The sequence below is a fragment of the Flavobacterium cutihirudinis genome (assembly GCF_003385895.1).
GTDB classification, from domain to species: Bacteria; Bacteroidota; Bacteroidia; order Flavobacteriales; family Flavobacteriaceae; genus Flavobacterium; species Flavobacterium cutihirudinis.
The window spans coordinates 230637-255558 of the sequence record NZ_QRDQ01000008.1 but is presented as its reverse complement, the minus strand read 5'-3'; the positions used below and the strand labels follow the sequence as shown (position 1 = coordinate 255558).

The 24922-nt window shown below is 34.7% G+C and carries 23 protein-coding genes; 8 read left to right on the top strand and 15 right to left on the bottom strand.

The window, feature by feature from the left end:
* The first annotated feature begins 9 nt into the window (after positions 1–9).
* Together BD847_RS06970 and BD847_RS06965 are read left to right on the top strand one after the other, a co-directional pair.
* Positions 10–1509, top strand: coding sequence for a family 43 glycosylhydrolase (locus tag BD847_RS06970; protein WP_115887578.1), 1500 nt, complete (start codon positions 10–12; stop codon positions 1507–1509).
* Positions 1510–1814: 305 nt separating this feature from the next.
* On the top strand, positions 1815–4298 hold the full coding sequence (locus BD847_RS06965) for a glycoside hydrolase family 95 protein (RefSeq protein ID WP_115888327.1): 2484 nt from the start codon (positions 1815–1817) through the stop codon (positions 4296–4298).
* 230 nt (positions 4299–4528) lie between these two features.
* Here BD847_RS06965 and BD847_RS06960 read toward each other — a convergent pair whose 3' ends face one another.
* The 4 genes from BD847_RS06960 to BD847_RS06945 form a co-directional block, all read right to left on the bottom strand.
* Positions 4529–5203, bottom strand: a complete 675-nt coding sequence (locus BD847_RS06960; RefSeq protein WP_115888326.1) for a hypothetical protein — start codon at positions 5201–5203, stop codon at positions 4529–4531.
* 5 nt (positions 5204–5208) lie between these two features.
* Complete coding sequence (locus BD847_RS06955) at positions 5209–6201, bottom strand: alpha/beta fold hydrolase (RefSeq protein WP_115887577.1); 993 nt, start codon at positions 6199–6201, stop codon at positions 5209–5211.
* A 232-nt stretch (positions 6202–6433) separates the two neighbouring features.
* Positions 6434–7522 carry a helix-turn-helix domain-containing protein gene (locus BD847_RS06950; RefSeq protein ID WP_115887576.1) on the bottom strand — a complete coding sequence of 363 codons (1089 nt, stop codon included), beginning with the start codon at positions 7520–7522 and terminating at the stop codon, positions 6434–6436.
* Between the two features lie 286 nt (positions 7523–7808).
* A complete protein-coding gene (locus BD847_RS06945) occupies positions 7809–8351 on the bottom strand; it encodes a CvpA family protein (protein ID WP_115887575.1) in 543 nt (180 codons plus the stop codon).
* Positions 8352–8573: 222 nt separating this feature from the next.
* Between BD847_RS06945 and BD847_RS06940 the strand changes: the two genes are divergently transcribed.
* The 3 genes from BD847_RS06940 to BD847_RS06930 all read left to right on the top strand — a co-directional run bounded on the left by BD847_RS06940 (position 8574) and on the right by BD847_RS06930 (position 10558).
* Positions 8574–8930, top strand: a complete 357-nt coding sequence (locus BD847_RS06940) for a hypothetical protein (protein WP_115887574.1) — start codon at positions 8574–8576, stop codon at positions 8928–8930.
* Positions 8931–9052: 122 nt separating this feature from the next.
* Positions 9053–10072, top strand: coding sequence for a phenylalanine--tRNA ligase subunit alpha (pheS, locus tag BD847_RS06935; RefSeq protein ID WP_115888325.1), 1020 nt, complete (start codon positions 9053–9055; stop codon positions 10070–10072).
* 78 nt (positions 10073–10150) lie between these two features.
* The gene (locus BD847_RS06930) at positions 10151–10558 is read left to right on the top strand and encodes a hypothetical protein (RefSeq protein ID WP_115887573.1); all 408 of its coding nucleotides are present in this window, start codon (positions 10151–10153) and stop codon (positions 10556–10558) included.
* A gap of 121 nt (positions 10559–10679) precedes the next feature.
* Here the strand turns inward: BD847_RS06930 and BD847_RS06925 are convergent, their stop codons facing one another.
* From BD847_RS06925 to BD847_RS06915, 3 genes are all read right to left on the bottom strand, one after another.
* Positions 10680–11675, bottom strand: a complete 996-nt coding sequence (locus tag BD847_RS06925; RefSeq protein ID WP_115887572.1) for an NAD(P)H-dependent glycerol-3-phosphate dehydrogenase — start codon at positions 11673–11675, stop codon at positions 10680–10682.
* 341 nt (positions 11676–12016) lie between these two features.
* Positions 12017–13174 (bottom strand): iron-containing alcohol dehydrogenase, encoded by a 1158-nt coding sequence (locus tag BD847_RS06920; RefSeq protein ID WP_115887571.1) that lies wholly within the window; start codon positions 13172–13174, stop codon positions 12017–12019.
* A gap of 160 nt (positions 13175–13334) precedes the next feature.
* Positions 13335–14096, bottom strand: coding sequence for a type 1 glutamine amidotransferase domain-containing protein (locus BD847_RS06915; protein ID WP_167443832.1), 762 nt, complete (start codon positions 14094–14096; stop codon positions 13335–13337).
* 85 nt (positions 14097–14181) lie between these two features.
* Here BD847_RS06915 and BD847_RS06910 point away from each other — a divergent pair, with 85 nt between their 5' ends.
* Positions 14182–15087: a LysR family transcriptional regulator gene (locus tag BD847_RS06910; protein ID WP_115887570.1), complete on the top strand. Its 906-nt coding sequence runs from the start codon at positions 14182–14184 to the stop codon at positions 15085–15087.
* 68 nt (positions 15088–15155) lie between these two features.
* Positions 15156–15509 (top strand): PKD domain-containing protein, encoded by a 354-nt coding sequence (locus tag BD847_RS06905; protein WP_115887569.1) that lies wholly within the window; start codon positions 15156–15158, stop codon positions 15507–15509.
* Between the two features lie 51 nt (positions 15510–15560).
* On the opposite strand, the gene nadD is transcribed toward BD847_RS06905, so the two are convergent.
* The 4 genes from nadD to BD847_RS06885 all read right to left on the bottom strand — a co-directional run bounded on the left by nadD (position 15561) and on the right by BD847_RS06885 (position 18334).
* A complete protein-coding gene (gene nadD / locus BD847_RS06900) occupies positions 15561–16142 on the bottom strand; it encodes a nicotinate (nicotinamide) nucleotide adenylyltransferase (RefSeq protein WP_115887568.1) in 582 nt (193 codons plus the stop codon).
* Between the two features lie 23 nt (positions 16143–16165).
* Positions 16166–16738, bottom strand: coding sequence for a guanylate kinase (gmk, locus tag BD847_RS06895; protein ID WP_115887567.1), 573 nt, complete (start codon positions 16736–16738; stop codon positions 16166–16168).
* A 94-nt stretch (positions 16739–16832) separates the two neighbouring features.
* The gene (locus BD847_RS06890; protein WP_115887566.1) at positions 16833–17693 is read right to left on the bottom strand and encodes a YicC/YloC family endoribonuclease; all 861 of its coding nucleotides are present in this window, start codon (positions 17691–17693) and stop codon (positions 16833–16835) included.
* 293 nt (positions 17694–17986) lie between these two features.
* The gene (locus tag BD847_RS06885; protein ID WP_115887565.1) at positions 17987–18334 is read right to left on the bottom strand and encodes an arsenate reductase family protein; all 348 of its coding nucleotides are present in this window, start codon (positions 18332–18334) and stop codon (positions 17987–17989) included.
* An 80-nt stretch (positions 18335–18414) separates the two neighbouring features.
* Between BD847_RS06885 and BD847_RS06880 the strand changes: the two genes are divergently transcribed.
* On the top strand, positions 18415–18870 hold the full coding sequence (locus BD847_RS06880) for a DinB family protein (RefSeq protein WP_115887564.1): 456 nt from the start codon (positions 18415–18417) through the stop codon (positions 18868–18870).
* 38 nt (positions 18871–18908) lie between these two features.
* On the opposite strand, the gene BD847_RS06875 is transcribed toward BD847_RS06880, so the two are convergent.
* The 4 genes from BD847_RS06875 to pgi form a co-directional block, all read right to left on the bottom strand.
* Entirely contained in the window at positions 18909–19394 is a 486-nt protein-coding gene (locus BD847_RS06875; protein WP_115887563.1) for a septal ring lytic transglycosylase RlpA family protein, read from the bottom strand.
* Between the two features lie 86 nt (positions 19395–19480).
* A complete protein-coding gene (locus tag BD847_RS06870) occupies positions 19481–19903 on the bottom strand; it encodes a hypothetical protein (protein ID WP_115887562.1) in 423 nt (140 codons plus the stop codon).
* Between the two features lie 106 nt (positions 19904–20009).
* Positions 20010–22853 (bottom strand): TonB-dependent receptor, encoded by a 2844-nt coding sequence (locus BD847_RS06865; RefSeq protein WP_115887561.1) that lies wholly within the window; start codon positions 22851–22853, stop codon positions 20010–20012.
* A 320-nt stretch (positions 22854–23173) separates the two neighbouring features.
* Positions 23174–24817, bottom strand: a complete 1644-nt coding sequence (gene pgi, locus BD847_RS06860; RefSeq protein ID WP_115887560.1) for a glucose-6-phosphate isomerase — start codon at positions 24815–24817, stop codon at positions 23174–23176.
* Positions 24818–24922: the final 105 nt, after the last annotated feature.

Here is a 24922-nt window from a genome sequence, read left to right as displayed (position 1 = left end):
TACAGCGTTATGAAAAAAATAGTTTTCTTATTTATTGCTTTCATTTCTTTTGTGAGTTTTGCGCAGCAGCAAAAAGCAAATGTAGACGAAGCGTTTTATCAAAACCCAATATTTGCGGGAGATTACGCAGATCCGTCAATTATCAGAGATGGCGAGGATTATTATATTGTACATTCTTCTTTCAATTATTATCCGGGATTGCTAATCTGGACTTCAAAAGATTTAGTGAATTGGAAACCCGTTACACACGCGCTCAAGAAAAGTGTCGGTTCCGTTTGGGCGCCCGATTTAGTGAAATACGACAACAAGTTTTTTATCTATTTTCCGGCAAACGAAACCAACTATGTCGTTTGGGCAAATTCAATAAACGGACCTTGGAGTGATCCTATAGATCTAAAAATCGGAAATATAGATCCAGGACATTTTACAGACGATAAAGGAAATCGATATTTGTATTTCAGCAACGGTACGTATGTTCCGTTGTCGAAAGATGGTTTAGCAGTTTCCGGCCAAGGAAAACAAGTATATGATGGCTGGAAAATTCCGGCAGAATGGTCGATCGAGTGTTTTTGTATGGAAGGCCCAAAAGTTTTGAAACGTGGCAATTATTATTACTTAACCGTTGCAGAAGGCGGAACCGCTGGTCCGGCCACAAGTCATATGGTTATTTCGGCACGATCAAAATCACCTTTAGGACCTTGGGAAAATTCACCTTATAATCCAATTATCAGAACAAAAGACAGTTCAGAAAAATGGTGGTCAAAAGGTCACGCTACAATTATAGACGATGTAAACGGAAAATGGTGGATGGTTTTTCACGGTTACGAAAACGGCTATCACAACATGGGACGTCAGACACTTCTGGAACCCATAGAATGGACAAATGACGGTTGGTATAAAAGTCCAGAAAACATTAAAACCGATGCTTTAATAAAAAAGCCGGCAGGAAAAGCAATAAAAAGTAATTTCAATTTATCTGATGATTTTTCAGGTTCAGAATTGAAACCGCAATGGCAATTTTTTAACGAATTTGATGCGGAAAGATTCAAACTCACAAAAAACGGATTAGTGCTTAAAGCGAAAGGAAAAAGCGTTGGAGAAAGCTCGCCTTTATTATGCACGCCGCCAGATCATTCCTATACGGCAGATGTCGAAGTAGAAATCGAAGGCAACGCAACAGCGGGATTGGTACTTTTTTACGACACAAAGTTATACACCGGAATTGCTGCCGACAAAGAAAACGTTTTGGCAATCCTCCGCTCATGGCAGTTTCCAACGCAAAAAGGCGTAAACAAAATCCATTTATTTCTTCGTTTAGAAAAGAAAGAACAACTTGTAAATATGTTCTACAGCATCGACGGAAAAACATGGACAAAAATTGAAAATTCGGCTGAGGTATCAGCATTTCATCACAATGTCCTGAGCGGATTTATGAGTCTTCGTTTAGGACTTTCCGCAGTTGGTGAAGGTACGGTTACGTTTAAAAATTTTAATTACAAATCAAATTAATTGCGTTGATGATTAGGGCGTGACCCCATTGCAATAAGAGGGCAAATTTACTTTGCGCATATACGCCCTCTTATTGCAATGGGGTCGGGCTATCCGCACTACTTCGGTAGTTTGCTTCTATCCCTCACGCGAACAAAGCATTAATGACGTTTCGTTTGTCATTCCGAGGAAGGAGAAATCACACTAGTAATTCCGCAAAGAGAATTGTCAACCTTTGTCGATTTGCGAGTGTGATTTCTCCTTCGTCGAAATGACAAGATTGCAGAAATACCAAATTGTTAGATATGATCCAAAACAATAATCCTATGAATTCCACCTTCAAAAACACATTTCTCATCTTACTATTCACATCTTACGCCATAAACATTTCGGCACAATCCAAAAATGTTTTGTGGTACGATAAACCAGCCGAATTCTTTGAAGAAAGCTTAGTTCTCGGAAATGGAAAAATGGGAGCAACCGTTTTTGGAGGCGTAGATTCAGATAAAATTTATTTGAATGATGCAACGCTTTGGTCCGGAGAACCTGTTTACCCGCTTATGAATAGAGATGCCTACAAAAACTTACCCGCAATTCGTGAAGCACTTATAAAAGGAGACTATAAGTTGGCAGAGGAATTAAATAAAAAAATTCAGGGGAAAAATTCGGAATCTTATGCACCGCTCGGAACATTAGAAATTAAGAATCACAATAAAGGAAAAGTTACGAATTATCGTAGAGAATTGGATCTTTCTACGGCCATTTCAAAAGTAAGTTATGAAATTGACGGCGTTCAATTTACCAGAGAATATTTTGTTTCGGCACCGGATAAAATTATGATTATCAAATTGAAAAGCAGTCAAAAAGGAGCTTTAAATTTTGATGTGCAATACAGTAGTTTGTTAGAGTCGAGTAGTGAAGCAAAGAAAAATAGTCTTTCCCTTAATGGAAGAGCGCCAATTCATGAGAATCCGGGATATTTTATGTATTCAGAAACTTATCTCTCACCACTATATCCAACAGAAGCACAAAAGGCAGAGATGGAAAAAGAAGCTTTAAAAAGAAAAAATAAGATAAGAGGCACCCGTTTTACTTCATTATTAAAAATTAAAAATACCGATGGAACAATTGTAAACACAGATAAAACTTTAGGTTTAAGAAATGCAACCGAAGCAACAATTTATGTTTCAGTAGCAACCAGTTTTGCAGGATTTGATAAATCGCCATCAATTGACGGAGTGGCAGAACCATTAGCAAAAAATGACTTAAAGAAAGCTTTTTCAAAATCATATGATAAATTAAAAACAGCACATATCGCAGATTACCAAAAATTCTTCAATCGTGTAACTTTAGATTTAGGAAAAACAACCGCTCCGGATTTGCCAACAGACGAACGTTTATTGCGTTACGCTGACGGAAAAGAAGATAAAAATCTGGAAATTCTGTATTTCAATTTCGGACGCTATTTATTGATAAGTTCCTCCAGAACACTTGGTGTTCCGGCGAATTTGCAAGGAATTTGGAATCCGCATTTGAATCCGCCGTGGAGCAGTAACTATACGATGAATATCAATTTGGAGGAAAATTATTGGTTGGCAGAAAACACCAATCTTTCCGAAATGCATTTGCCGCTTTTGAGTTTTATAAAAAATCTTTCGGTAACAGGAAAAGTTACAGCAGAGAGTTTTTATGGTGTAAACGAAGGGTGGGCCGCCGCGCACAATTCTGATATTTGGGCAATGTCAAATCCAGTTGGACAATTTGGAAAAGAAGAACCAATGTGGGCTTGTTGGCCAATGGCAGAAGCGTGGCTGAGTACTCATATTTGGGAACATTATATTTTTACTGAAGACAGAGAATATCTAAAAAATGAAGGTTATCCTTTGATGAAAGGCGCTGCGCAGTTTTGTCGCGGTTGGCTGGTAACCGATAGAAACGGAAATTTAATTACAGGCCCGTCGACTTCTCCTGAAAATCAATATAAACTGGCAGATGGTTTTGTAGGAGCAACCATGTACGGCGGAACGGCTGATTTGGCAATGATTCGCGAATGTTTTGATAAAACCATTAAAGCATCTAAAGTTTTGAATATAGATGCTGAATTCAGAGCGGAGCTTGAAGCTGATTTAGCGAAATTGCATCCATATCAAATTGGTAAAAAAGGAAATCTGCAAGAATGGTATTTCGATTGGGAAGACAATGATCCGAAACACCGTCATCAATCGCATTTATTCGGGCTTTTTCCCGGGAATCATATTACGCCATTAAAAACTCCCGATTTGGCTGAAGCTTCGAGAAAAACACTTGAAATAAAAGGCGATGAAACAACCGGTTGGTCAAAAGGTTGGAGAATCAATCTTTGGGCAAGACTTTGGGATGGCAATCGTGCTTATAAAATGTACCGCGAATTATTACGTTACGTAGATCCCGATGGAAAGAAAACAGAAACACCAAGAAGAGGAGGAGGAACGTATCCGAATTTATTCGACGCGCATCCACCATTTCAAATTGATGGAAATTTTGGAGGTGCTGCAGCAGTCGCCGAAATGCTCGTTCAATCTGATGAAAACGAAATTCGTTTGCTTCCAGCACTACCAGACGCCTGGGAAGAAGGTGCCGTTAAAGGAATCTGCGCTCGTGGCGGTTTTGAAATCGAAATGAATTGGAGTAATAAAACAATTCAGAAATTGATTATTTCTTCTAAAAAAGGAGGAAAAACGAATTTAATTTATGGAGATATTCAACGAGAAGTTGAGTTGAAAAAAGGAGAAAAAAGAACAATCCAACTCTGGATTAAAGAGAAAAAATAGAGCATTTAAACCCGACAGTCCCGAAGCCTCTGGATAAAACCTGTCGGGTTTAATTTTTAAAAGCTCCAGAGGAGCGTGATATTTATAGCAAATTAATACGCGTGAAATCAAGCTCCATCGGAGCGAAATATAATTTTATTAGTAATCTATTATATTTCGCTCCGATGGAGCTTTTTTGTATTTGCACGATTTGATTCTATAAATATTTTACCCCCCAGGAGTTTTAAATATCAATCCAATTTATAACTATATCCCAATTGAACATAAAATGGAATTAAAGGTGTCGTTTGAAAATCCTGTGTCATAACTTTTCCGGCTCTTAAAGTCAGATCGCTTTGCTTAAAAGAATAACCGCCCTGAATTCCAAAGTTGACATTTCCGCCAGTTGTAGGTTCAAACCAGCCATTCTTGACATCGGGATAAACTTCTTTGTAAATGTTGGTATGTTTAAAATGTGTTACAATGGCCTGATCATAACCAAATTCACCAGCTACAAACCATTTCGGTTTATAATATCCAATTATTATTGACGCATCGGCACCAAAATTTTGCAAAGTTACAAGTGGATTCCCATAACGTCTGTAAATTCCATGAATTCCGGCATTAAAACGAAAATTATCGATCTGATAAAAGTTAATTTGTCCGCCAATTTTGGTTTTAAAATCATCAAAAATAACTTCGCCTGACGCAAAAGAAAACGAGCCTTCGAGAATAATAGGAATTTCAGTTTTTAAATGATAACCATAACTTAAGCCGTAAACAAAACTGTATTCCCAGCCAACGTTGATATTTAAAATATGTTTTTCATCGCTTTTAAGGTTTTCCCAATTGATGGTTTGTGCCTGTAAAAAGTTAGTGGTAAAAAGTGAAAGGAGAAATGTGATAAATACTACTATTGCTTTCATCGCTTTTATTTTAATTGGTTTAGATAATTCAGAACAATCGGATGCACATTTTCCCATTTGAAATAAATCATTTCGTGTCCCGTTCCTTTTACTTCTTCAATTTCTGAAACAGGAAAATAAGCCGCTTCCTTTTGAGCAAAACTCAAACCATATGATTGATTCAGTTCTCCGTACAAAAACAAAACTTTTGTTGTGTATTGATCAAGATTTGTCGTGAAATCAAAACCGTCATTTTCGGCGATATCCGTAAAACTTTCTAAAACCGTTGTCCCGATTCTCCAAAACGGAGATGGCCCCGGAATGCCTTCTTTATTGCCTTTCGCATAAGAAAAACTAGAAGAAATACCATATTTATAATCAAGAATTTCATGCTGATTTTCTTTACCGGTCAAGAACTGATCGACGTATAAAAGATTGCTGGTTACTTCAGAAAAAATGTTGATTTTTCGACTCATTTCGCCATAATCATCTAAGAGTTTTTTATTAAGTCCGCCCGGTTCGGCGAGAATTAATCCGTCTATTTTATCGGGATAAGAGTTGACATAAGCGGCTCCCAACATCGCGCCCCACGAATGTCCGAGGAGAAAAACTTTTTGCTGGGGTGACGTTCGATAGTATTTGATGACCTCAGTAAGATCGTCTAAAACAAGTTGAATGGAATAACTGTTTTTATCATGCCTTTTAGACAATCCGGAACCTCGCTGATCATAGAATACAACATAATAACCGTCGGTTGCTAGTTGTTGTACATTTAAACCATTACGGTAATCAGAACCTGGGCCGCCGTGTAAAAAAATCAGCATTGGATTATTTGGATTTCCAAAAGTCTCCGCATGAAGCTGTGTTCCATTAACTGAAATTGAAGGTAATGTTGGATCTTGATCAACCGTTTTCGGAACTAAATTCCCGATGCCGTCAATATCATTTTCGTTTTCACATCCAAGAAAAAAGAAAATCGAAACAGCAATTGCTGCTGAATAAAGTAAGTTGGTTTTCATTGCATAGTTTTTAAAAGTTTATGCAAAGATGTGTTTCGGAAGTACATGAGTCGCCCCAACTTGTAAGGTGGTTCTTTTTTTAAGCGGCTAAGTTACTAAGACGCTAAGTTGCTAAGCTTTTTTGTATTGAAATTTGCTCGAAAAGGCGTGAAGTTATTTTGCCACAGATTATAGGATTAAAATGATTTAAAAATCTGTTTAAATCTGCGGAATCTGCGAGAAACAAAAAAACTTATTTTAAATATTCAGAAGGAGAAATTCCCGTTTCTTTTTTAAAGTTTCGGTTAAAAGCCGTTTTCGAATTAAATCCGCATTCGAAAGCAACAGACAACAAAGTGAATTTTTGATTTTCGGGTAAAAGAATCAATTTTTTAAATTCTGCTACACGTTGCGAATTGATATAATCGTAAAAGTTTTTTCCTTCTGCAGAATTGATTACTTGAGAAAGAACATTCGGATGAATATTTAATTTTTGAGATAATTCCGATAAGGTCAAATCCGGGTTTTTGTACAATTTTTCATTCGTCATAATCGTAGTTAAATTATGATGAATGGATTGACGTTCAGAATCGCTTAAACTTGATTTTTCATATTTTATCTTTTCAGTTTCAATATTCTCAACAGTGGAAATCATCGAAATTTTATTTTCAGAAATAGTCTGATTCGTAAAAATCCCAACTTGTTTTATTCCGAAATAACCAATAAACATCAAATAAAAAACCACGACCGAAAAGATATATTCATCATTAAAAAAAATAACAACAATCCAGATAATACTAGAGCCAAGAATTAAATATTGAAGCCAGCTAAGATTGATTTTTTCGGTAGAAGAAAATGCTTCCGAAATGTTTTTTCGATGTTTTGAAAGTTTTTGAAGTGAAAGCAGTGCATAAACAATTCCCGAAATAAGAATTGCAGTATAAAGAATTAGAATCAAGTTTTCATAACCTTTTCCTTCATTCTTAAAAACCTCCAATTTTTCTTCGAAGGAAAGTTCAAAAAACGGAATCAGAATTAAACAGGCTATTAAAAAAGGCAAAAAATGAAAAAGATTGTATTTTTTATGCTCATTTTGGCTGGTCAATGCCGAAGTGTACAAATACAAAAATGGTCCTTGGAGCAAAGGCATTGGAAGTTCAAAACCTAATAAAAATGGAAACGAAGCAAAATCATTTTTATAATGCAGATAGTACAAAAACAAATGAAATCCGGTAAAAAACAGCCAACACGCCAGAATTTTATCCGCTTCGCTTTTATTTTTTTTGCTTGCCAGAATAACAACCAGAAAAAAGGTAATTATGATGCCCGTTAAGTACAACATGGTTTAGATTTTTGGTTAAAATCGGTAGTTGGAAATACGGAGCAAGATAAAATATTTCCTGCAAATATTTGAAAATGAAATGTTTTGTAAAAGTTAATTAAAAATGAGCTTCGGAGAAGCGCTATATTTATAGAAAACACATCGTTGTCAATGCAAAAGAGCTCCAGCGGAGCGAGATGTAAATTTCTTTTTAAATGTATTTCGCTCCGCTGGAGCTCTTTTGGATTCTCAGGATTAAATCTCTATAAATATTCTGCCCCTCTGGAGCTATATCAAAAACAACAAATTATTTTTCAGTTTCTGATGTTTCGTCCGTTTTTTGTGTGTTTTCTTTTTTAAAACTATCGTACCATTTCTCAATTGAAGGATAGACAAACGCAGCAACTTTTTTTACGGGATTGTAGAAAATAGATTTGTCTAAAGTTTCTTGTTTCGCAAAAGTATTATTGAAGTTTATTTTTTCAAAAAGAGCGATAAAAATACTTAAGATCAGGATGCTTTTTAAAACTCTGAAAAAACCGCCGCCTAATTTGTTCATCCAGCCCAACATCGCAAAATCGGCGATTCCGGTTAATATTTTGGCTAAGAAATAAACGCCAATAACAACAAGAATAAAAGTTAAGATAAAAGCAGTAATCTGAATATTGGTAGGATTCCAGGAAACATGTTTTGAAATTATGCCTGTCATTAACGACGAAAATTTAATCGCAAGATAAATTCCAAGCAACAAAGAAATAAAAGAAGCAACTTCAACAAAAAGCCCGTTTTTAATTCCTTTGTATAGACTGTAAACTAAAAGTGCGGCAACGATAATATCAAAAAAACTCATGATTTGGTTTTGTGTTTAATGAGGCGCAAATATATGTTTTTTTAAGGTTCAGAGGTTCAGAGAGACAAAGGTTCAGAGGTTTTTTCGGAACAAAAATTTAGCAACTTTTCAATGTATTTAATTTTTTAAGGTCTTTGGAATTGAAGTCCGTATCTTTGCCATCTAAAATTTATGCTTTCTGAATTTATAATTCACAATTCATAATTTATAATTAAAAAACAAATGTCCAGAGATACACAACTAAAAGAGCGATGGGAAAAGCTCGTCGATATACTTTCAAATCAATTTTCGCAAGGAGAAGATTTAGATTTAGATGCCATAATTTACCTTATTGGAGTTCAGGAATTTGGAAAAGTGCACCGTGAATTCAAGAAAGATGAAAAACTGAACTTAATGCATATTGCCATTTGCAGATTATTAGAACCGTATGGCTTTTACGAATTCGAGTATTTTGACGAAGACGGTTGGCCGCATTACAAAGTAAAAGAGCAGTTGCCACCATTAAAAGCTGGCGAACAATCGGTTTTGATGAAAGAAGCAATTGTAAGTTATTTTTTAGAAAGAAAGTTTATTGAGTAGGTTTTAGTCACAGTCAAAGTCGCAGTTTACAGAATTATTTATTTGAAAGCCGAAAACTGCGACTGCGACTGCACACTTTCAACTAAAAACACTAAATTTGTATTCTCAAGAAACGAATGAAAATGATAGATAAGATTAAAGATTATATTGGGGAAGCCCAATCTTTTTCAACCGAAAACAAAGAAGAATTAGAAGCATTCCGTATAAAATTCTTAGGAAAAAAAGGAGTTTTAAACGATTTTTTCGCTGAATTCAAAAATGTTCCAAACGATCAAAAAAAGGAATTTGGTCAGGTTATAAATGCATTGAAAAATGCTGCTGAAGAAAAAGTAAAGTCAATTGTTGAAACTTTAGAAAGTAAAGAGGAGACAAAAGGCGTTTTCGGCGACTTGACTCGTGCTGCAGAACCGGTTATTGTAGGTTCTCGTCACCCTATTTCAATTGTCAAAAATCAGATTATAGATATTTTTGCTAATATCGGATTCAATGTTTCTGAAGGTCCGGAAATCGAAGACGACTGGCATAACTTTACAGCATTAAACTTACCGGAATATCATCCGGCGCGTGATATGCAGGATACTTTTTTCATTCAGACAAATCCTGATGTGTTGTTGCGTACGCATACATCATCTGTTCAGGTTCGTTATATGGAAAATAATAAACCGCCAATTCGTACCATTTCTCCGGGACGTGTTTTTCGTAATGAAGCAATTTCATCTCGTTCGCATTGTATTTTCCATCAAGTGGAAGGATTGTACATTGATAAAGATGTCTCATTTGCCGATTTGAAACAAACGTTGCTTTACTTTACAAAGGAAATGTTCGGAAAATCTAAGATACGTTTACGTCCGTCTTATTTTCCATTTACAGAACCAAGTGCTGAAATCGATATTTACTGGGGATTAAAAACCGAAACTGATTATCGTATTACAAAAGGAACGGGTTGGTTAGAAATTGGAGGTTGCGGAATGGTAGATCCAAATGTTCTTAAAAACTGCGATATTAATCCTGATGAATACAACGGTTTTGCTTTTGGAATGGGAGTAGAGCGTATTGCAATGCTTTTATACCAAATTGGTGATATCCGTATGTTCTATGAAAATGATGTTCGTTTCTTAGAGCAGTTTAAATCAAATATTTAAAAAAAGTTATATAGTAAATAGTGATTAGTAAAGAGCTTTCTTTCTAATCACTATTTACTTTTTACTATTCACTAAAAAATGAAAAAAGATATAATAATTCCGGAAGTAGAAAACGTCTTTCTTGCTGCAGTGCAGGAATGGAGTGACGATTTTATGGAAAAAGTATGGTACGCTTATCTGGTTAACGACAGTGATTTTAATCTGGATAGTGTTATGGTAGTTTCAAAAGCATTTGGAACTATTGATGGTGAAATGAAAAAAACGTCTATTTTGCGTCATGCTTTTGTTGAGGTTCCTTCAGTTTCTGTTGTGAAAATAGAATTGGTCGAAAAAAGCCTTTTACCACTTAATAATGAATTTATGGTAACTTTCTTCATCGGAAATACTTTGTATGATAAGAAGTTTATTTTTAAAGCCAATTCGCTTGACGAAAACAAAACAGAAGAAGTGCCGATTTTGTTTGTTGAAGGGATTATGGTAAAATAGTTTTAAGTCGCAGACGCAGTTTACAGTAAACAGTGAAAAAATAAAAAAAGTCAGGAATATAATTTAAAAATTATTCCTGACTTTTTTTATTTGCTGCGACTGTAAACTGCGACTTAAAACTTTAATCCAAAGACTCAGTCAATTTCTTAAATACAGACTTCGCATCTTTTCCTTCGTATAAAACGGCATAAACAGCGTCTATAATTGGTGTTTTTGCTCCGTAACCCTGATTTAGTTTGTAAGCACTTTTTGTTGCGTAATAACCTTCAGCAACCATGCTCATTTCCATCATGGCACTTTTTACGGTGTATCCTTTTCCAATCATATTCCCGAACATCCTGTTTCTAGAGAAAACCGAATATCCTGTAACTAATAAATCGCCCAAATAAGCAGAATCATTAATGTTACGTTTCATTTTATGAACTTTTCTAATGAATTTCTTCATTTCGCGAATTCCATTACTCATCATTACCGACTGGAAGTTGTCACCATATCCTAAACCATGGGCGATTCCGGCAGCAATAGCGTAAATGTTTTTAAGCATCGCAGCATATTCAGTACCAATAATGTCATCTGAAATTTTAGCTTTGATATAATTTCCTGAAAGTGATTTGGCAACAATACAAGCTTTTTCGGGATCACCGCAGGCAATTGTTAAATAAGAAAGTCTTTCTAACGCCACTTCTTCTGCGTGGCAAGGTCCTGTTATAACTCCAATGTTGTAATAAGGAATATCATATTGAATATGGAAGTGTTCGCCAACAATCAAACTCGTTTCAGGAACAATTCCTTTAATAGCCGAGAAAATAATTTTGTCAGATAAAGAAACCGTCATGTTTTTCAATTCGGCATCCAAAAAAGCAGATGGAATTGCAAAAATGATGTAGTCTGCGTATTCAATTGCTTCGTTTATATTATTGGTAAGCTTAAGTTTTTTAGTGTCAAATTCTACCGAACTTAAGTAATTAGGGTTGTGTTTGTATTTTTGAATGTGTTCAACGGCAGCGTCATTACGCATATACCAAGCAATTTCTGAAAGATTAACGCATAACATTTTAGCGATTGCCGTAGCCCAGCTTCCTCCTCCGATTACTGCAAATTTTAAATTTTCGCTCATTATTTTAATAATTTGAAACAAAAGTACTTAATAAAGTAGTAATAATACAAAATCTGGTTTAATTAATTTCCTAAATCCCTTTGATTTCAATGGTTTTCAGAGGAATACCAAAATAAATGAAAAATATTTTTTTGATTATACAATATAATGAAAAGCCTTACGTTGTAAGTTATTATAAATTAGAATTTTAATGAGTTTAATAAGAATTGAGTTAGTTAGTTTTGTTTTAGTATTTTGAAAAGGCGTTCCTAAACTTGTTAAGAACGCCTTTTTTAGTTTAAAGTCGCAGTCACAGTTTTCAGTGATGTGCTAAAACTGTTAACTGATACTGACTACTGTGACTAGTAAGAAAGTTCAACAATAGATTTTACTTTTTCTAAAGTTACCAATTGATTTTCGCCTAAGCCTTTCCAACCTCTTTCATCAAAACGATTTACAATAAAATCTGCTGTGTTGCTGTAGTTTTCTGTGTATTGTGAAAGTTTAGTATCCATTCCCATTTTGTGGAAAAATTCAACAGTTTTATTGATGGCTTCTTTCGCTACTTCTTCATCAGAACCGGTTAAATTAAAAATACGTCTTCCGTATTGCGCCAATTTTCCTTTTTTAGTTTCAAACATTACAGTATACAAACTTGGGCCAATAATTGCCAAAGTTCTCGCATGATCAATTTCATACAAAGCAGTCAATTCGTGACCAATCATGTGTGTTGCCCAGTCAGATGGCACGCCTTTTTGAATTAATCCGTTTAGGGCCATGGTACAGCTCCACATAAAATTAGAAGCCAACGTATAATCTGTTGGGTTTTCAACAACGCCTGGGCCAACTTCAATTAAAGTCTGCAAAATTCCTTCGGCGATTCTGTCCTGAAGAAAACCTTCGTGCGGATACGTTAAGTATTGTTCCATAACATGCGTGTAAGCATCTACAACACCGTTTTGAATTTGTCTTTTTGGTAAAGAAGCGATAACCGTTGGGTCACATATTGAAAATTGTGGAAATAAAGCGCTTCCGCCAGAAGCTAATTTTTCCTGCGTTGCTTCAATAGTTACCACGTATCCGGAATTCATTTCGCTTCCTGTTGCCGGAAGAGTCAAAACGGTTCCGAAAGGCACTGCATTTTCTTTAATCAAAATTCTTTTTTGCAGAATATCGATTGGATTTCCTTCAAAATTTACTGCAGCAGAAATAAATTTCACGCCGTCAATCACAGATCCGCCACCAACAGCCAGTATAAAGTCGATTTTTTCTGCTTTTATTACAGCAACAGCTTTCATCAATGTTTCAAATCTTGGATTTGGCTCAATTCCGCCAAATTCTACAATTTCAAAACCTTTTAAGTTTGCGATTACCTGATCGTAAATACCATTTTTAAAAATACTTCCACCACCGTAAGCCAATAGAATTTTAGCATCTTTTGGAACTAAAGTCGAAAGTTTTTCAATTTGTCCTTTTCCGAAAATTAAATTCGTCGGATTGTATAATTCAAAGTTTAGCATTTTTTTTGAGTTTCTAAGATGCTAAGATTCTGAGTTGCTAAGCTTTTTAAAACTTATCTTAGAATCTCAACATCGATTATTATTATTATTATTATTATTATTATAAATTTATAAAGTACTTAAAGCTTAGAGTCTTAGCAACTTAGAATCTTAGTATCTTTTATTTCAATTTCTGCAGCAATTTTCCTGCTACTAGTTTAGACGATGCCGGATTTTGACCAGTAATCAAAAGTCCATCTTCAACTGCGTATGGTGCCCAATTCGGACCTTTAGAAAAAATTCCCCCGTTTGAAGCCAAAGCATCTTCCAATAAAAACGGAACCACTTTTGTTAAACCAACAGCTTCTTCTTCTTCATTTGTAAATCCGGTTATTTTTTTTCCTTTTACTAAATATTGACCATCTACTTTTACGTTTTTCAATACTGCTGGTGCGTGGCAAACAAAAGCGACTGGTTTTTTGTGGGTATAAAAAGCTTCAATTAAAGCAATTGAATTTCTGTCTTCAACTAAATCCCAAAGTGGTCCGTGACCTCCCGGGTAAAAAACGGCATCATAATCTTTTTGGTTTACTGATGAAAGTTTTAAAGTGTGTTTTAGTTTTTCTTGTAAAACCTTATCAGCATCAAAACGTTTTGTGTCTTCAGTTGCAGATGATGGATCAGCACTTTTTGGATCAATTGGCGGCTGCCCTCCTAATGGAGACGCAATTGTAATTTCGACGCCCTGATCTAATAATTCATAATAAGGCGCAGCAAATTCTTCTGACCAAAATCCTGTTTTTTCTCCTGTATTGCCCAGCTTATCATTGCTGGTCACAACAAATAATACTTTTTTCATACTTTTTTTATTTGATTTCTGAGCCAAAGCCGATGTGCTTAAAGCTGTAAATGCAATTATTGCGAGTAATGCTATTTTCTTCATAAGATTAAATTTTTGTCAAATTTACGTCTTAAGTGATATTAGTAAAAATAAAATAAACTATGTTTGTTATAAATAAATTTATGTCATGGTAAATCTCGAATGGTACAGAACATTTAAAGCTGTTTATAAAAATGGTAATTTTTCAGTTGCAGCAAAAGAGTTATTTATGAGTCAGCCTGCTGTTAGCCAGCAAATTTCTATGTTGGAGGCACACATTGGTAATAAATTGTTTAATCGAAAGTCAAAAGGCGTAGAACCAACGGAATACGCTAAGTTACTCAATAATTTGATAATAGATGCGCTGGATCGGCTCGAAAGTGTTGAGGCGGGTTTCAGGTCGAAAGCTGAAGATGCGAATAGATTAATTTCTGTTGGTGTTTCACGACATCTTTTTGACTGTATTGGGAATCTTTTAATTTCAAAATTTGATTTAATTGATTTTACTTTCGCCGAGAATGATGAGCTTTTTGCTTTGGTCGATGCGAAAAAACTTGATTTTGCCATTACAACAAAAAGGTTTGACACTTTTGATACAACATATGAAATTGTTGGGAAAATTAAATTAATACTTGTGGCAGCAGCAAGTTTAGATACGACCGACTTCCGTCAGAAATTAAAATCGGATAATTTTACCGAAATAGAACAATGGCTTAATGGTCAAAAATGGTACAGTCATGATGCAAGAATTCCGCATATAAAATTATTCTGGCTACATGCATTTAATAAAAAGAGGCCATCGATGGTCCCGAATTATATTATTCCTTCAGAATCTGAAATGCTCAGACTTTTAGCTAAAAATGGAGGCGTGGCGGCAACGTGGAATTGCAATGCGAGAAATTACATCAAAGAAAACAAACTACAATTGCTATGGAATAGTTTTCATGTTCCGGAGGAATTCGTGTATTTGCTGGCACCAAAAAACAGCAATTTGAATTCGTTTTTTGAGATCATTTCTAAGGAATTAAAATTGTTTTTTGGTAATAGATTATGATTTCAATCATTTTTTTTTGTCAGAGAAAGCGCTAATTTTGTTAAACAAACCACTAAAATATTTAAAAGATGAAAAGAATTTCGAAAATGTTATTAGTTGCTTCCGTTTTATTTATTGGTTTTTCTTGTAGTAAAACAGAAGAATCTATGGTAGATTGTACTTTTGAATCTGCTTATTCACAGATACACAATTCTACAGATGCTACTAATCCAAAATTAATGAATTATTCAATTGAGTATACCGGATCTGGCACTTTGCAAAATGTGACATGGACATTTGGAGATGGAGGTACAGGAGCAGGAGCTGTTGTTACTCATACTTATGCCGCTGCTGGAAGCTACGAAGCCGTAGCAACTGTTACGGTTAAAAAAGATGGTTCAGAATGTACCACAACTAAAAAAAGAACTGTTACGGTGAATTAATTAAATTTGAAAAAAATAAAAAGAGCCTGAATTATAAATTCAGGCTCTTTTTTATTTTTTATAAAAATTGTTATGATCAATATATTCCCAAACTTTTGGAGGGAGTAAAGGCTGAATGTTTTTACCTTCTTTAATATTGTTTCTAATAAAAGTTGAAGATATTTCTACAATCGGCGCATCAATTACATGAATTTTCGGATGCGATTTTAATTCGATATTTTCCGGTTCATCAGAAATTCTCGGGTAAACATAAATGTCATGGTTTTCGAGAATCACTTCGTAGTTTCTCCACTTATGGAGCGTTTTCAAATTGTCTTCGCCCATAATCAATGAAAACTCATGATTTGGATATTTTTCTTTCAGATATTCAAGTGTAATAACGGTATAACTCGGTTGAGGCAATTTAAACTCGATATCTGATGGTTTTATTTTCGGATAATCTTCTGTTGCCAAAAAAACCATTTGAAGCCGTTGTTGGTCATCTAATAAAGTCGTTTTTTTCTTTAACGGATTATGTGGCGTAACGACCATCCAAATCTGATCTAAACCCGCATATTCTGCCATGTGATTGGCAATGATTAAGTGTCCAACGTGAATGGGATTGTAAGTTCCGAAATATAGACCTATTTTCATTTTTTTGTACTTAGTTCTTAGTCTTATTTAGAAACAAAGTCTTTCACTAGTTGATACGCTTCTTCTTTAGCCGTATCTAAATCATAGTTTTTGATAATAGTATCAAATTGTGGAGCAGTAGCTAATTCTACAGATGCTTTTGCAATTCGCATATTAATTTTATCGTCACTTTCAGTAGAACGTTGTTTTAAGCGGCGTTTTAATTCGTCGACACTTGGTGGCTTTACAAAAACCGCTAAAGTCTGTTCCGGAAATTTATGCTTGATACGCAATCCGCCTGCAACATCAATATCAAAAATCACGTTTTTTCCTAAAGCCCAGATTCTTTCGATTTCTGCTTTTAAAGTTCCGTAAAAGTTATCTCGGTAAACTTCTTCCCATTCCAGGAAGTCTTCTGCTTTAATGTGTTTTTTGAATTGTTCCAGCGAAATGAAATAATAATCCTTTCCGTGTTCTTCTTCTCCGCGTGGGTCGCGTGAAGCTGCTGAGATCGAAAATTCTAAGTTTAAATCTTCTTTCCCTAATAAATGTTTTACGATAGTTGTTTTTCCTGATCCTGAAGGTGCAGAGAAAACAATTAATTTTCCTTTGTTCATTGTGGTATGCTTTAGGCTTTAGGCTTTACGCTTTAAGCTCTCTTACTTTATGTTTTTTTTGCTTAAAGCCTATTGCTTAAAGCTTACAGCGTTTTTACAAAACATTCAAAACCTGTTCTTTAATCTTCTCCAATTCATCCTTCATCATCACAACCAACTTTTGCATTTGAGCATGATTAGATTTTGAGCCCATTGTATTTATTTCACGCCCCATTTCCTGAGTTATAAAGCCTAATTTTCGTCCGTTAGCTTCATTTCCGTTTAACGTTTCAAGAAAATAATCTAAGTGATTTGTTAAACGAACTTTTTCTTCGGTAATATCTAATTTTTCTAGGTAATAAATTAATTCCTGCTCAAAGCGGTTTTCATCAACATTTACCTGTAATTCAGAAATAGCAGTTTGCAAACGATCTTTAATCGCCTGAACGCGTTCCGGATCAAGAGCCAAAGCGTCCTCCATATATTGACGAATATTTCCAATTCGCAAGTTGAACTCTCTCTCAAGAGAAGCACCTTCGTCTTTTCTAAAACTTAAAATATTCTCAAGCGCTTCATTAATCGTTACTTGTATTTGTTCCCAGTCATTTTCGTCGATTTCTTCACGTTCCGTTTTTAATGTATCAGGCATACGAACGGCCATTTTCATTAGTTCGGTTACATCTGCATCAGGATAAACTTCTTGCAATTGTGCGATATAATTTTTTACAACAGGAACATTAACTTTAGTCGAAGTTTGTTCGGCAGTACTTTCGATATAAATTCCGAAATCAATTTTGCCTCTTTCCAGTTTTGTAGAAATTTGGGTTCTTAAACCTAATTCCATTTCACGATACACCGAAGGCATTCGCACGTTTAAATCCAAACCTTTACTATTTAAAGATTTTACTTCGACCGTAATTTTTTTTGTAGGCAATTGCAAAGAAGCTTTGCCAAACCCTGTCATAGATTGTATCATATAATTGAGTATAAAGGCGCAAAGATAATTAAAAGTTTGCTCTGTTTATGACGTAAAATACTATTCTGTGATATAGAAAAGCCGTTTACTGATTTTTTTGACGAATTTACTAATTGTAAAAAGATCTTATTTGGTCATAAAGGATGATTTGGGCGTGACCTTGTTGCAATAAAAGGGCAAACTTACTTTGCGAGTATTCGCCCTTTTATTGCAACAAGGTCGGGCTATCCGCGCTACTTCGGTAGCCAGCTTCTATCCCTCACGCGAGCAATCGGAAAAAAGAAATTTCGAAATTAACTTAAGGCTTTAATAACTTCTGCTACATTTTTTTGGCTGTTGCCAATGTAAATTTTGCCATCAATTATAAAGATCGGACGACTTAAGAAAGTATAATGTTCTAAAATGTATTTTTTAAAATCACTTTCACCCAGATTTTTATTTTTTAAATCCATTGATTTATAAAGCTGCGCTTTCTTGCTGAATAACGCTTCATAGCTTCCAGAAAGTTTATACATTTCTTCGAGTTCAGCTTCCGTAATCGGATTTTGTCGGATATCCTGAAAAACCAAATTGTTTTCAGGCAAGCTTTTGATTATTTTTCGGCAAGTATCGCAAGAAGCCAGGTAGTATATTTTGTTCATTTTTTCTAAATTTTGTTAGACATACAAAGAAAATCCATTTGAAGCTTAAAATTGCCTAATTTTAGAAAAAAAATAAAATTATGAAATCTGTTTTTGAAGTTCAAAAAACCATTCGAGAAGTTCTGTTGAAGATTTTAGACAATCATTCGTTAGAACAGTTAAACAAGGTTCCGGAAGGATTTACCAATAATATCATTTGGAATGCAGCGCACTGCGTTGCAACACAGCAAGTTTTGCTTTATAAATTGTCTGGTTTGCCAATAAATGTTTCTGAAGAATTTATCGAAAAATATAGAAAAGGCACAAAGCCAGAAGGAGATGTTTCTCAAGAAGAGGCCGACGAAATAAAAAGGCTTCTCGCGTCAACATTACAACAAGCTGAAGGCGATTTTGATAAAGGTATTTTTACTACCTACACGGAATATACAACAAGCATGGGCTATACACTGAAAAATATTGAAGGAGCTTTAGAATTTAATAATTTTCATGAAGGGCTCCATACTGGAGTTGTTATGAGTATTAGAAAATTTGTTTAAAAGAAAAACCCGTTCTGATTCAGAACGGGTTTTTTTCTTTATTCTATAATTGTTTCAATTGTTACTTTCATAGCACCGGCACCTTTATTTTTGGTAATATCCATAAAAGCACGTTTAGAAAGATCAATTTCTCTGGTTCTTACAAACGGACCGCGATCCGTAATTTTTACAATTACAAATTTCCCATTGGCTTCATTTGTGACTTTAACGCGAGTTCCAAAGGGAAGTTTTTTGTGTGCTGCAGTGTAGCTATTGTTGTTAAAACGGCTTCCATCTGCTGTTTTTCGTCCTGTAAATTTATCTGCATAATAAGAAGCGTGTGCATTCTTTTTATAAGGTTTTAATTTTAGTCCTTTATCTGTAAATACAGAATCTGTAGGTAAGGGAATAATATTTGGTTTGGCCGATAGGGTGTCTTGAGTTTTTGGCTCAATAACTTGTTTAGTTTGGCTTATAACATAAGTAAAACAACTTATAAAAGTTGCGGTAAGCAAGGTGAGTATAACGTTTTTTTTATTTCTCATGGGTTATTTTTTTTCAGACTTGGGGAGTTTGTACAAATAATATGCCGAGATAAAAAAAGCCCTTTGTACAGGGCTTTAATTGGTTTTTAGAACCATAGGTTCCAAGGAATTCTGCTTAAAATAAGCAATAATCCTAATCCGTAAAAAATAGCAAATGTTTTAAATTTTGCTTCGCTATTAATTAATTTTTTATGTTTTGACCATCCAATAGTAATCAGAATGATTGCTATGATGTTGATTAATGGGTGTTCTAATGAAGTTAATCTCAGTTCAGCATTAGACATTTGTCCGAAAGCTGCTTTCCCTAAAGGAGATACAAAATAAAGAACTAGGCCAATCAAAAGTTGTGTATGAGTTCCAATTAAGGCAAATAACGAAATTTTGCGGTCTTTGGCAGTAAATTCTTTTTTAGAATTGAGGCCGATTAGTGCATTCACTACAGCAACTAAAAGAAGTAATAATGCTAAGTAAGCCCAACCAGAGTGAAGTTCTTTTAAAAAGTGATCCATAAATTATGTTTTTTGTTTTAAACAAATATAGAAAAAAACGGTATAAAAAAAACGGCATTAAACTAAAAGTCAATGCCGTTTTTGGTATTTATTTAGATTCTAAATATTAGAAATCGTAACGTAAGCTAAAGTTCCATGTTCTTCCAAATCCGAAGAATACTTGGTTAACATTTGCAACTCCATCATAAAGCATTCCATTTGATGCATATGTTCCTTTTGATCCTGGTGTTTGTCCAGCAGAAACAGGAAGGTTATCGTTAGCAAAAATGTTAGTTCTAGATTCAGCGATGTAAGTTTTGTCTAATACGTTGTTAAGGTTGAATCTGAAGTTTACAGATTTATCTTTGTCTTTACCTACTAACATTTTGTATGATAAACCAGCATCAAGTAAACCGTAAGATGGCAACTCTAAAGCTCCTTTGTTATCTGGAGAAGAGAAGTTCGTTGGGCTTAATCCAGCATATAATTTATCATTAAAGTTGTAGCTAGCATCAACAGTTACTCTTGTTAAAACTTCGTAAGAACCTCCTAAAGAAGCAGTAAGCTGTGCAGCATCACCAACTTTAACTTTGTCCATGTATACTGGAGTGCCAGTGAATCCAGGAACTGGAGTATTATCTGTTTGATAGTATGCGTTTACAGTTGCATCTCCTTTGTATTCCCAAATTCCATAAGAGAACATTCCAAATACTTTGAATTTGTCAGTAATATTTGAGCTTCCTTCAAATTCAATTCCAGAGTGAACTTCGTTAAGTCCTAAATATTCTGTATAAGTTGTATTTGCAGCGATTGTTGTACTTGCTGGAAGAGCGTTACCTTTTAAGTATCTGTCATTCCAAGTTGTGTTGTAAACGTTTACTGTACCATTAAAGTATCTAGAACGGAAACCGTATCCAGCTTCAAATCCGATGATTTTTTCGTTAGTAAGGTTAGGGTTTACTGTAGATCTGTTGTTAGGATAAACTGAGTTAAAGAATGGTTGTCTTGAATAGTATCCTGCGTTAACGTAAACATTGCTTTTCTCACTGATGTTGTAGTTAGCTCCACCTTTTACGTTTCCACCTAAGATGTTTTCGTAATCTGTAGATGCCAATGGATCTGTAGGCAAGTAAACGAAATCATCTTCTCTTTTAAATCCTTGTTGAGAAATTGCTCCCTGAACAAATGCACTTAAATTATCTTTAGAGTATTCTAATTGAGTAAATACTCCATACCATCTTACTTTACCAGTACTGTTGAATGAGATTTTTTCGTAATCTCTGTTGTCAAAAACATTCCACTGAACATTTGTAGCGTAAGTTTCTGTAAGGTGTCTTCCTGCTGGTTTTAAACTAGCAACACTATTGTCATAAAATTCATCACCACCTAATCTGTCATTAACAACTGTAAAGTGATATCCTGTGTAAGTTCTTGCATCGATACCGAAGTCTAATGTCAAAGTTTGAGATAACTTTTTGTTTAAGTTAATCAAAGCACCAAACCAGTCATGAGAGTTTATAGATGAAGTTTGTGTAATACCTGATGTAGTATTGTATTTGTATGGGTCTGCAGTAGTTCCTGCTCCAGTTCTACCAGTAGAGAAACCATTTTGGTAAACACCTCCAATTTGAGTTCTTGTTTGGTTAGCTCCGTCAAAGAAAACAGATCCAGTACCATTGTTCCAAGCTTGAATTTTGTCGTAGTTTACAGATCCGTCAGCATTTAAGAATACGTTACTGTTGTAAACATTTCCTCCAACACCACCTGTTGCACTAGCACCTGCTCCACGTCCCATAGATGCGTAAAGAACAGAAGAAAGTTTTGTAGTTTCGTTGATTTTGTAATCCCAGTTAAAAGAAGCTACCGGTTTGTGGTAGTAGTTTTTTCTAATGTTATATTCTTCTCCGTTTAAGTATCCTGCGTCAGCATTATATCTGATGTTTGGATCGTCAAGAGTACCATATTTTTGGTAAGTAGCAATTGTAGATGCAGTAGATCTTTGGTTGTGCCATTGTGGCGCACCAGTTACTGTAAGTTGAAAATCGTGTTTATCATTTTTAGTAGTGTATCCTAAAGCGATAAAATAGTTTGAACCTACGAATGGAGTTCCCTGAACATATCCATCTCCCATTGTTTGAGATAATAATACAGAAGCAGAAAGTCCGTTTGCTAATTTTCCTGTGTTGTAAGATCCTTGAACTTTGAAGTTTCTTGCATTACCAAATCCAGAAGAGAATGAACCACCTTCTTTCATGTCAGAAGATTTAGTAACGATGTTGATAGTTCCTCCTACAGATGGAGTAGCTAATTTAGAAGCTCCTAAACCTCTTTGAACCTGCATAGCAGATGTTACATCTGATAAACCTGCCCAGTTACTCCAGTAAACAGAACCATTTTCCATGTCGTTAACTGGCATACCGTTAATCATAACAGCAATGTTATTTTGGTTGAAACCACGAATGTTAATTCTAGCATCTCCAAAACCACCACCTGATTTAGTAACGTATACAGAAGGAGTGTTTCTTAAGATTTCTGGAAATTCTTGAGTTCCAAGTTTTTGTTGAATTTCAGCTGCTTTAATTGTAGAAACAGCAACCGGAGTTTTTCTGTCTTTTGCTACGTCAATAATGCTGCTTTTTACAACAATTTCGCTTAATTCATTTGAGTTAGCAACTAAAACGATAGTGCCTAAATTTGCAGTTGCTCCATTTGCTACTGTAAATTTTACAGTTTGGTTTTGGTAACCTAGGAAAGAGATAACAATTTCTCCTGTCCCTGTTGTTGAATTGAGGGTAAATTTACCATCAAAATCTGTTGAAGTCGCCGTAGTAGATCCTTTAATCACTACGTTTGCTCCTGGCAATGAACCCGTTCCGTCGGTAATTGTACCAGTAACTTTTCCTTGAGAAAATACGGTTGAAACTATCATAAAAAATAGTCCAGTAAGTAACCAATTTTTCATTTTCTTCATTTTGTTATTTAGTTTATTGTTTTTGGCAAAATTATAACAAATTAATCAGATAGTGTTATCAAAATGTTAAGAAAGGGCAGTTTTATATAAAGTGTTGCACATTAAAATGATTTTTTCTTTTTTCGTTAGATTATTTGAAGATATTTTGAATTTCGACTACTATTTTTTGTTAAAATGATAATAATCTGAATAGATATGTAGGTAAAAACTGTATTAAACTGTGATTTTAAAGGCTTTTTGAAGCTTGTTTATACGAAAAAACGCCTTAATTTTTGTTAAATCAAGGCGTTTCAGTGAGTTGAAAATATGATAGAAAACTTTTATTTATTCTTTAAAAAGTGATTTAATAAGAATGTTGTCGAGCTATCGTGATTTTTTACAACTTTAGAATTGATTTCATCTAAAATTGAGTTTGCCAGTTGTTTACCTAATTCAACTCCCCATTGGTCGAAACTGAAAATATTCCAAATTACACCCTGAACGAAAATCTTATGCTCATAAAGTGCAATCAATGAACCTAAGCTTTTTGGTGTTAATTTTTCAATCAAAATGGTATTGGTAGGTTTGTTACCTGTGAAAACTTTAAATGGTAGCAAATATGATGCTTTTTCTGCAGCAAGTCCTTGTTTGTCAAATTCTGCCTGAACTTGTGCCGGAGTTTTTCCGTTCATCAAAGCTTCTGTTTGAGCAAAGAAGTTTGACATTAATTTGTCATGATGATCTTGGTTTCCGTAAAGCGGTTTAATGAATCCGATAAAATCAGTCGGAATCAATTTTGTTCCTTGGTGAATTAATTGGAAGAAAGCATGCTGAGAATTTGTTCCCGGTTCTCCCCAAATAATAGTTCCGGTTTGATAGTTTACGGGTTTTCCGTCACGACCAACACTTTTTCCGTTACTTTCCATAGTTGCTTGTTGCAAGTAAGGAGCCAGTTTTGATAAATATTGTGTGTAAGGAATCAAAGCTTCACTTTCGGCACCATAAAAATTGTTGTACCAAACGCTTAATAAAGCCAAGATTACTGGAATATTTTCGTCAAATTCTGCCGATTTGAAATGCTCGTCCATTTCGTTTGCACCAACCAATAATTGATTGTAATTATCAAAACCAATTGCCAAAGCAATGCTTAAACCAACAGCGCTCCAAAGAGAAAATCTTCCTCCAACCCAATCCCACATCGGGAAAACGTTGTTTGGATTGATTCCGAATTCGGTTACTTTTTGAATATTAGTTGAAACTGCCACAAAATGTTTTGCAATATCTTCTTGCGAAGCCGATTTCAAAAACCACTCTTTAATAGTTTCAGAATTAGATAAAGTTTCTTGAGTCGTAAAAGTTTTAGAAACAATTAAAAATAAAGTCGTTTCCGGATTTAATTTTTTGATTACTTCGTTTACGTGATCACCGTCTACATTAGAAACGAAATGTAAGTTCAAATGATTTTTGTAGAATTGTAAAGCTTCAACTGCCATAACTGGTCCAAGATCTGAACCTCCAATTCCAATATTTACAACATCTGTAAATGCTTTTCCTGTAAAACCTTTTCTTTCGCCAGAAATAACTTCGTTAGTAAAGTTTTTGATTTTATTTTTTACTTCAAAAACTTCCGGAATTACATTTTCTCCGTCAACCTTAATTACTGCCGATTCCGGAGCACGTAAAGCGGTGTGAAGAACTGCGCGATTTTCGGTTTGATTAATTAATTCTCCTCCAAAATATTGAGCAATTGCATCTTTTAATCCAATAGAATTTGCTAATTCTAATAAAAGAGAAACTGTTTCCTGACTAATATTGTTTTTCGAATAGTCGACTAAAAAGTCATTCCATTGTAAGTTGAATTTTGCAGCGCGTGCATTATCTTGCTGAAATAATTCTTGTATTGTAGTTTCGTGAATTGCGTTATAGTGATTTTGCAGATTTTTCCACGCTTCAGTCCCAGTTGGGTTTGTTGTGTTTAAAGCCATTTGTATTTTATTATTTGGTTTGTTTTTTCCGAAACACAAAAATACTGAAATAACTTTTAAAAGGGTAGTGGTTCACGATTATATAACAATTAGTTACGAAAACGT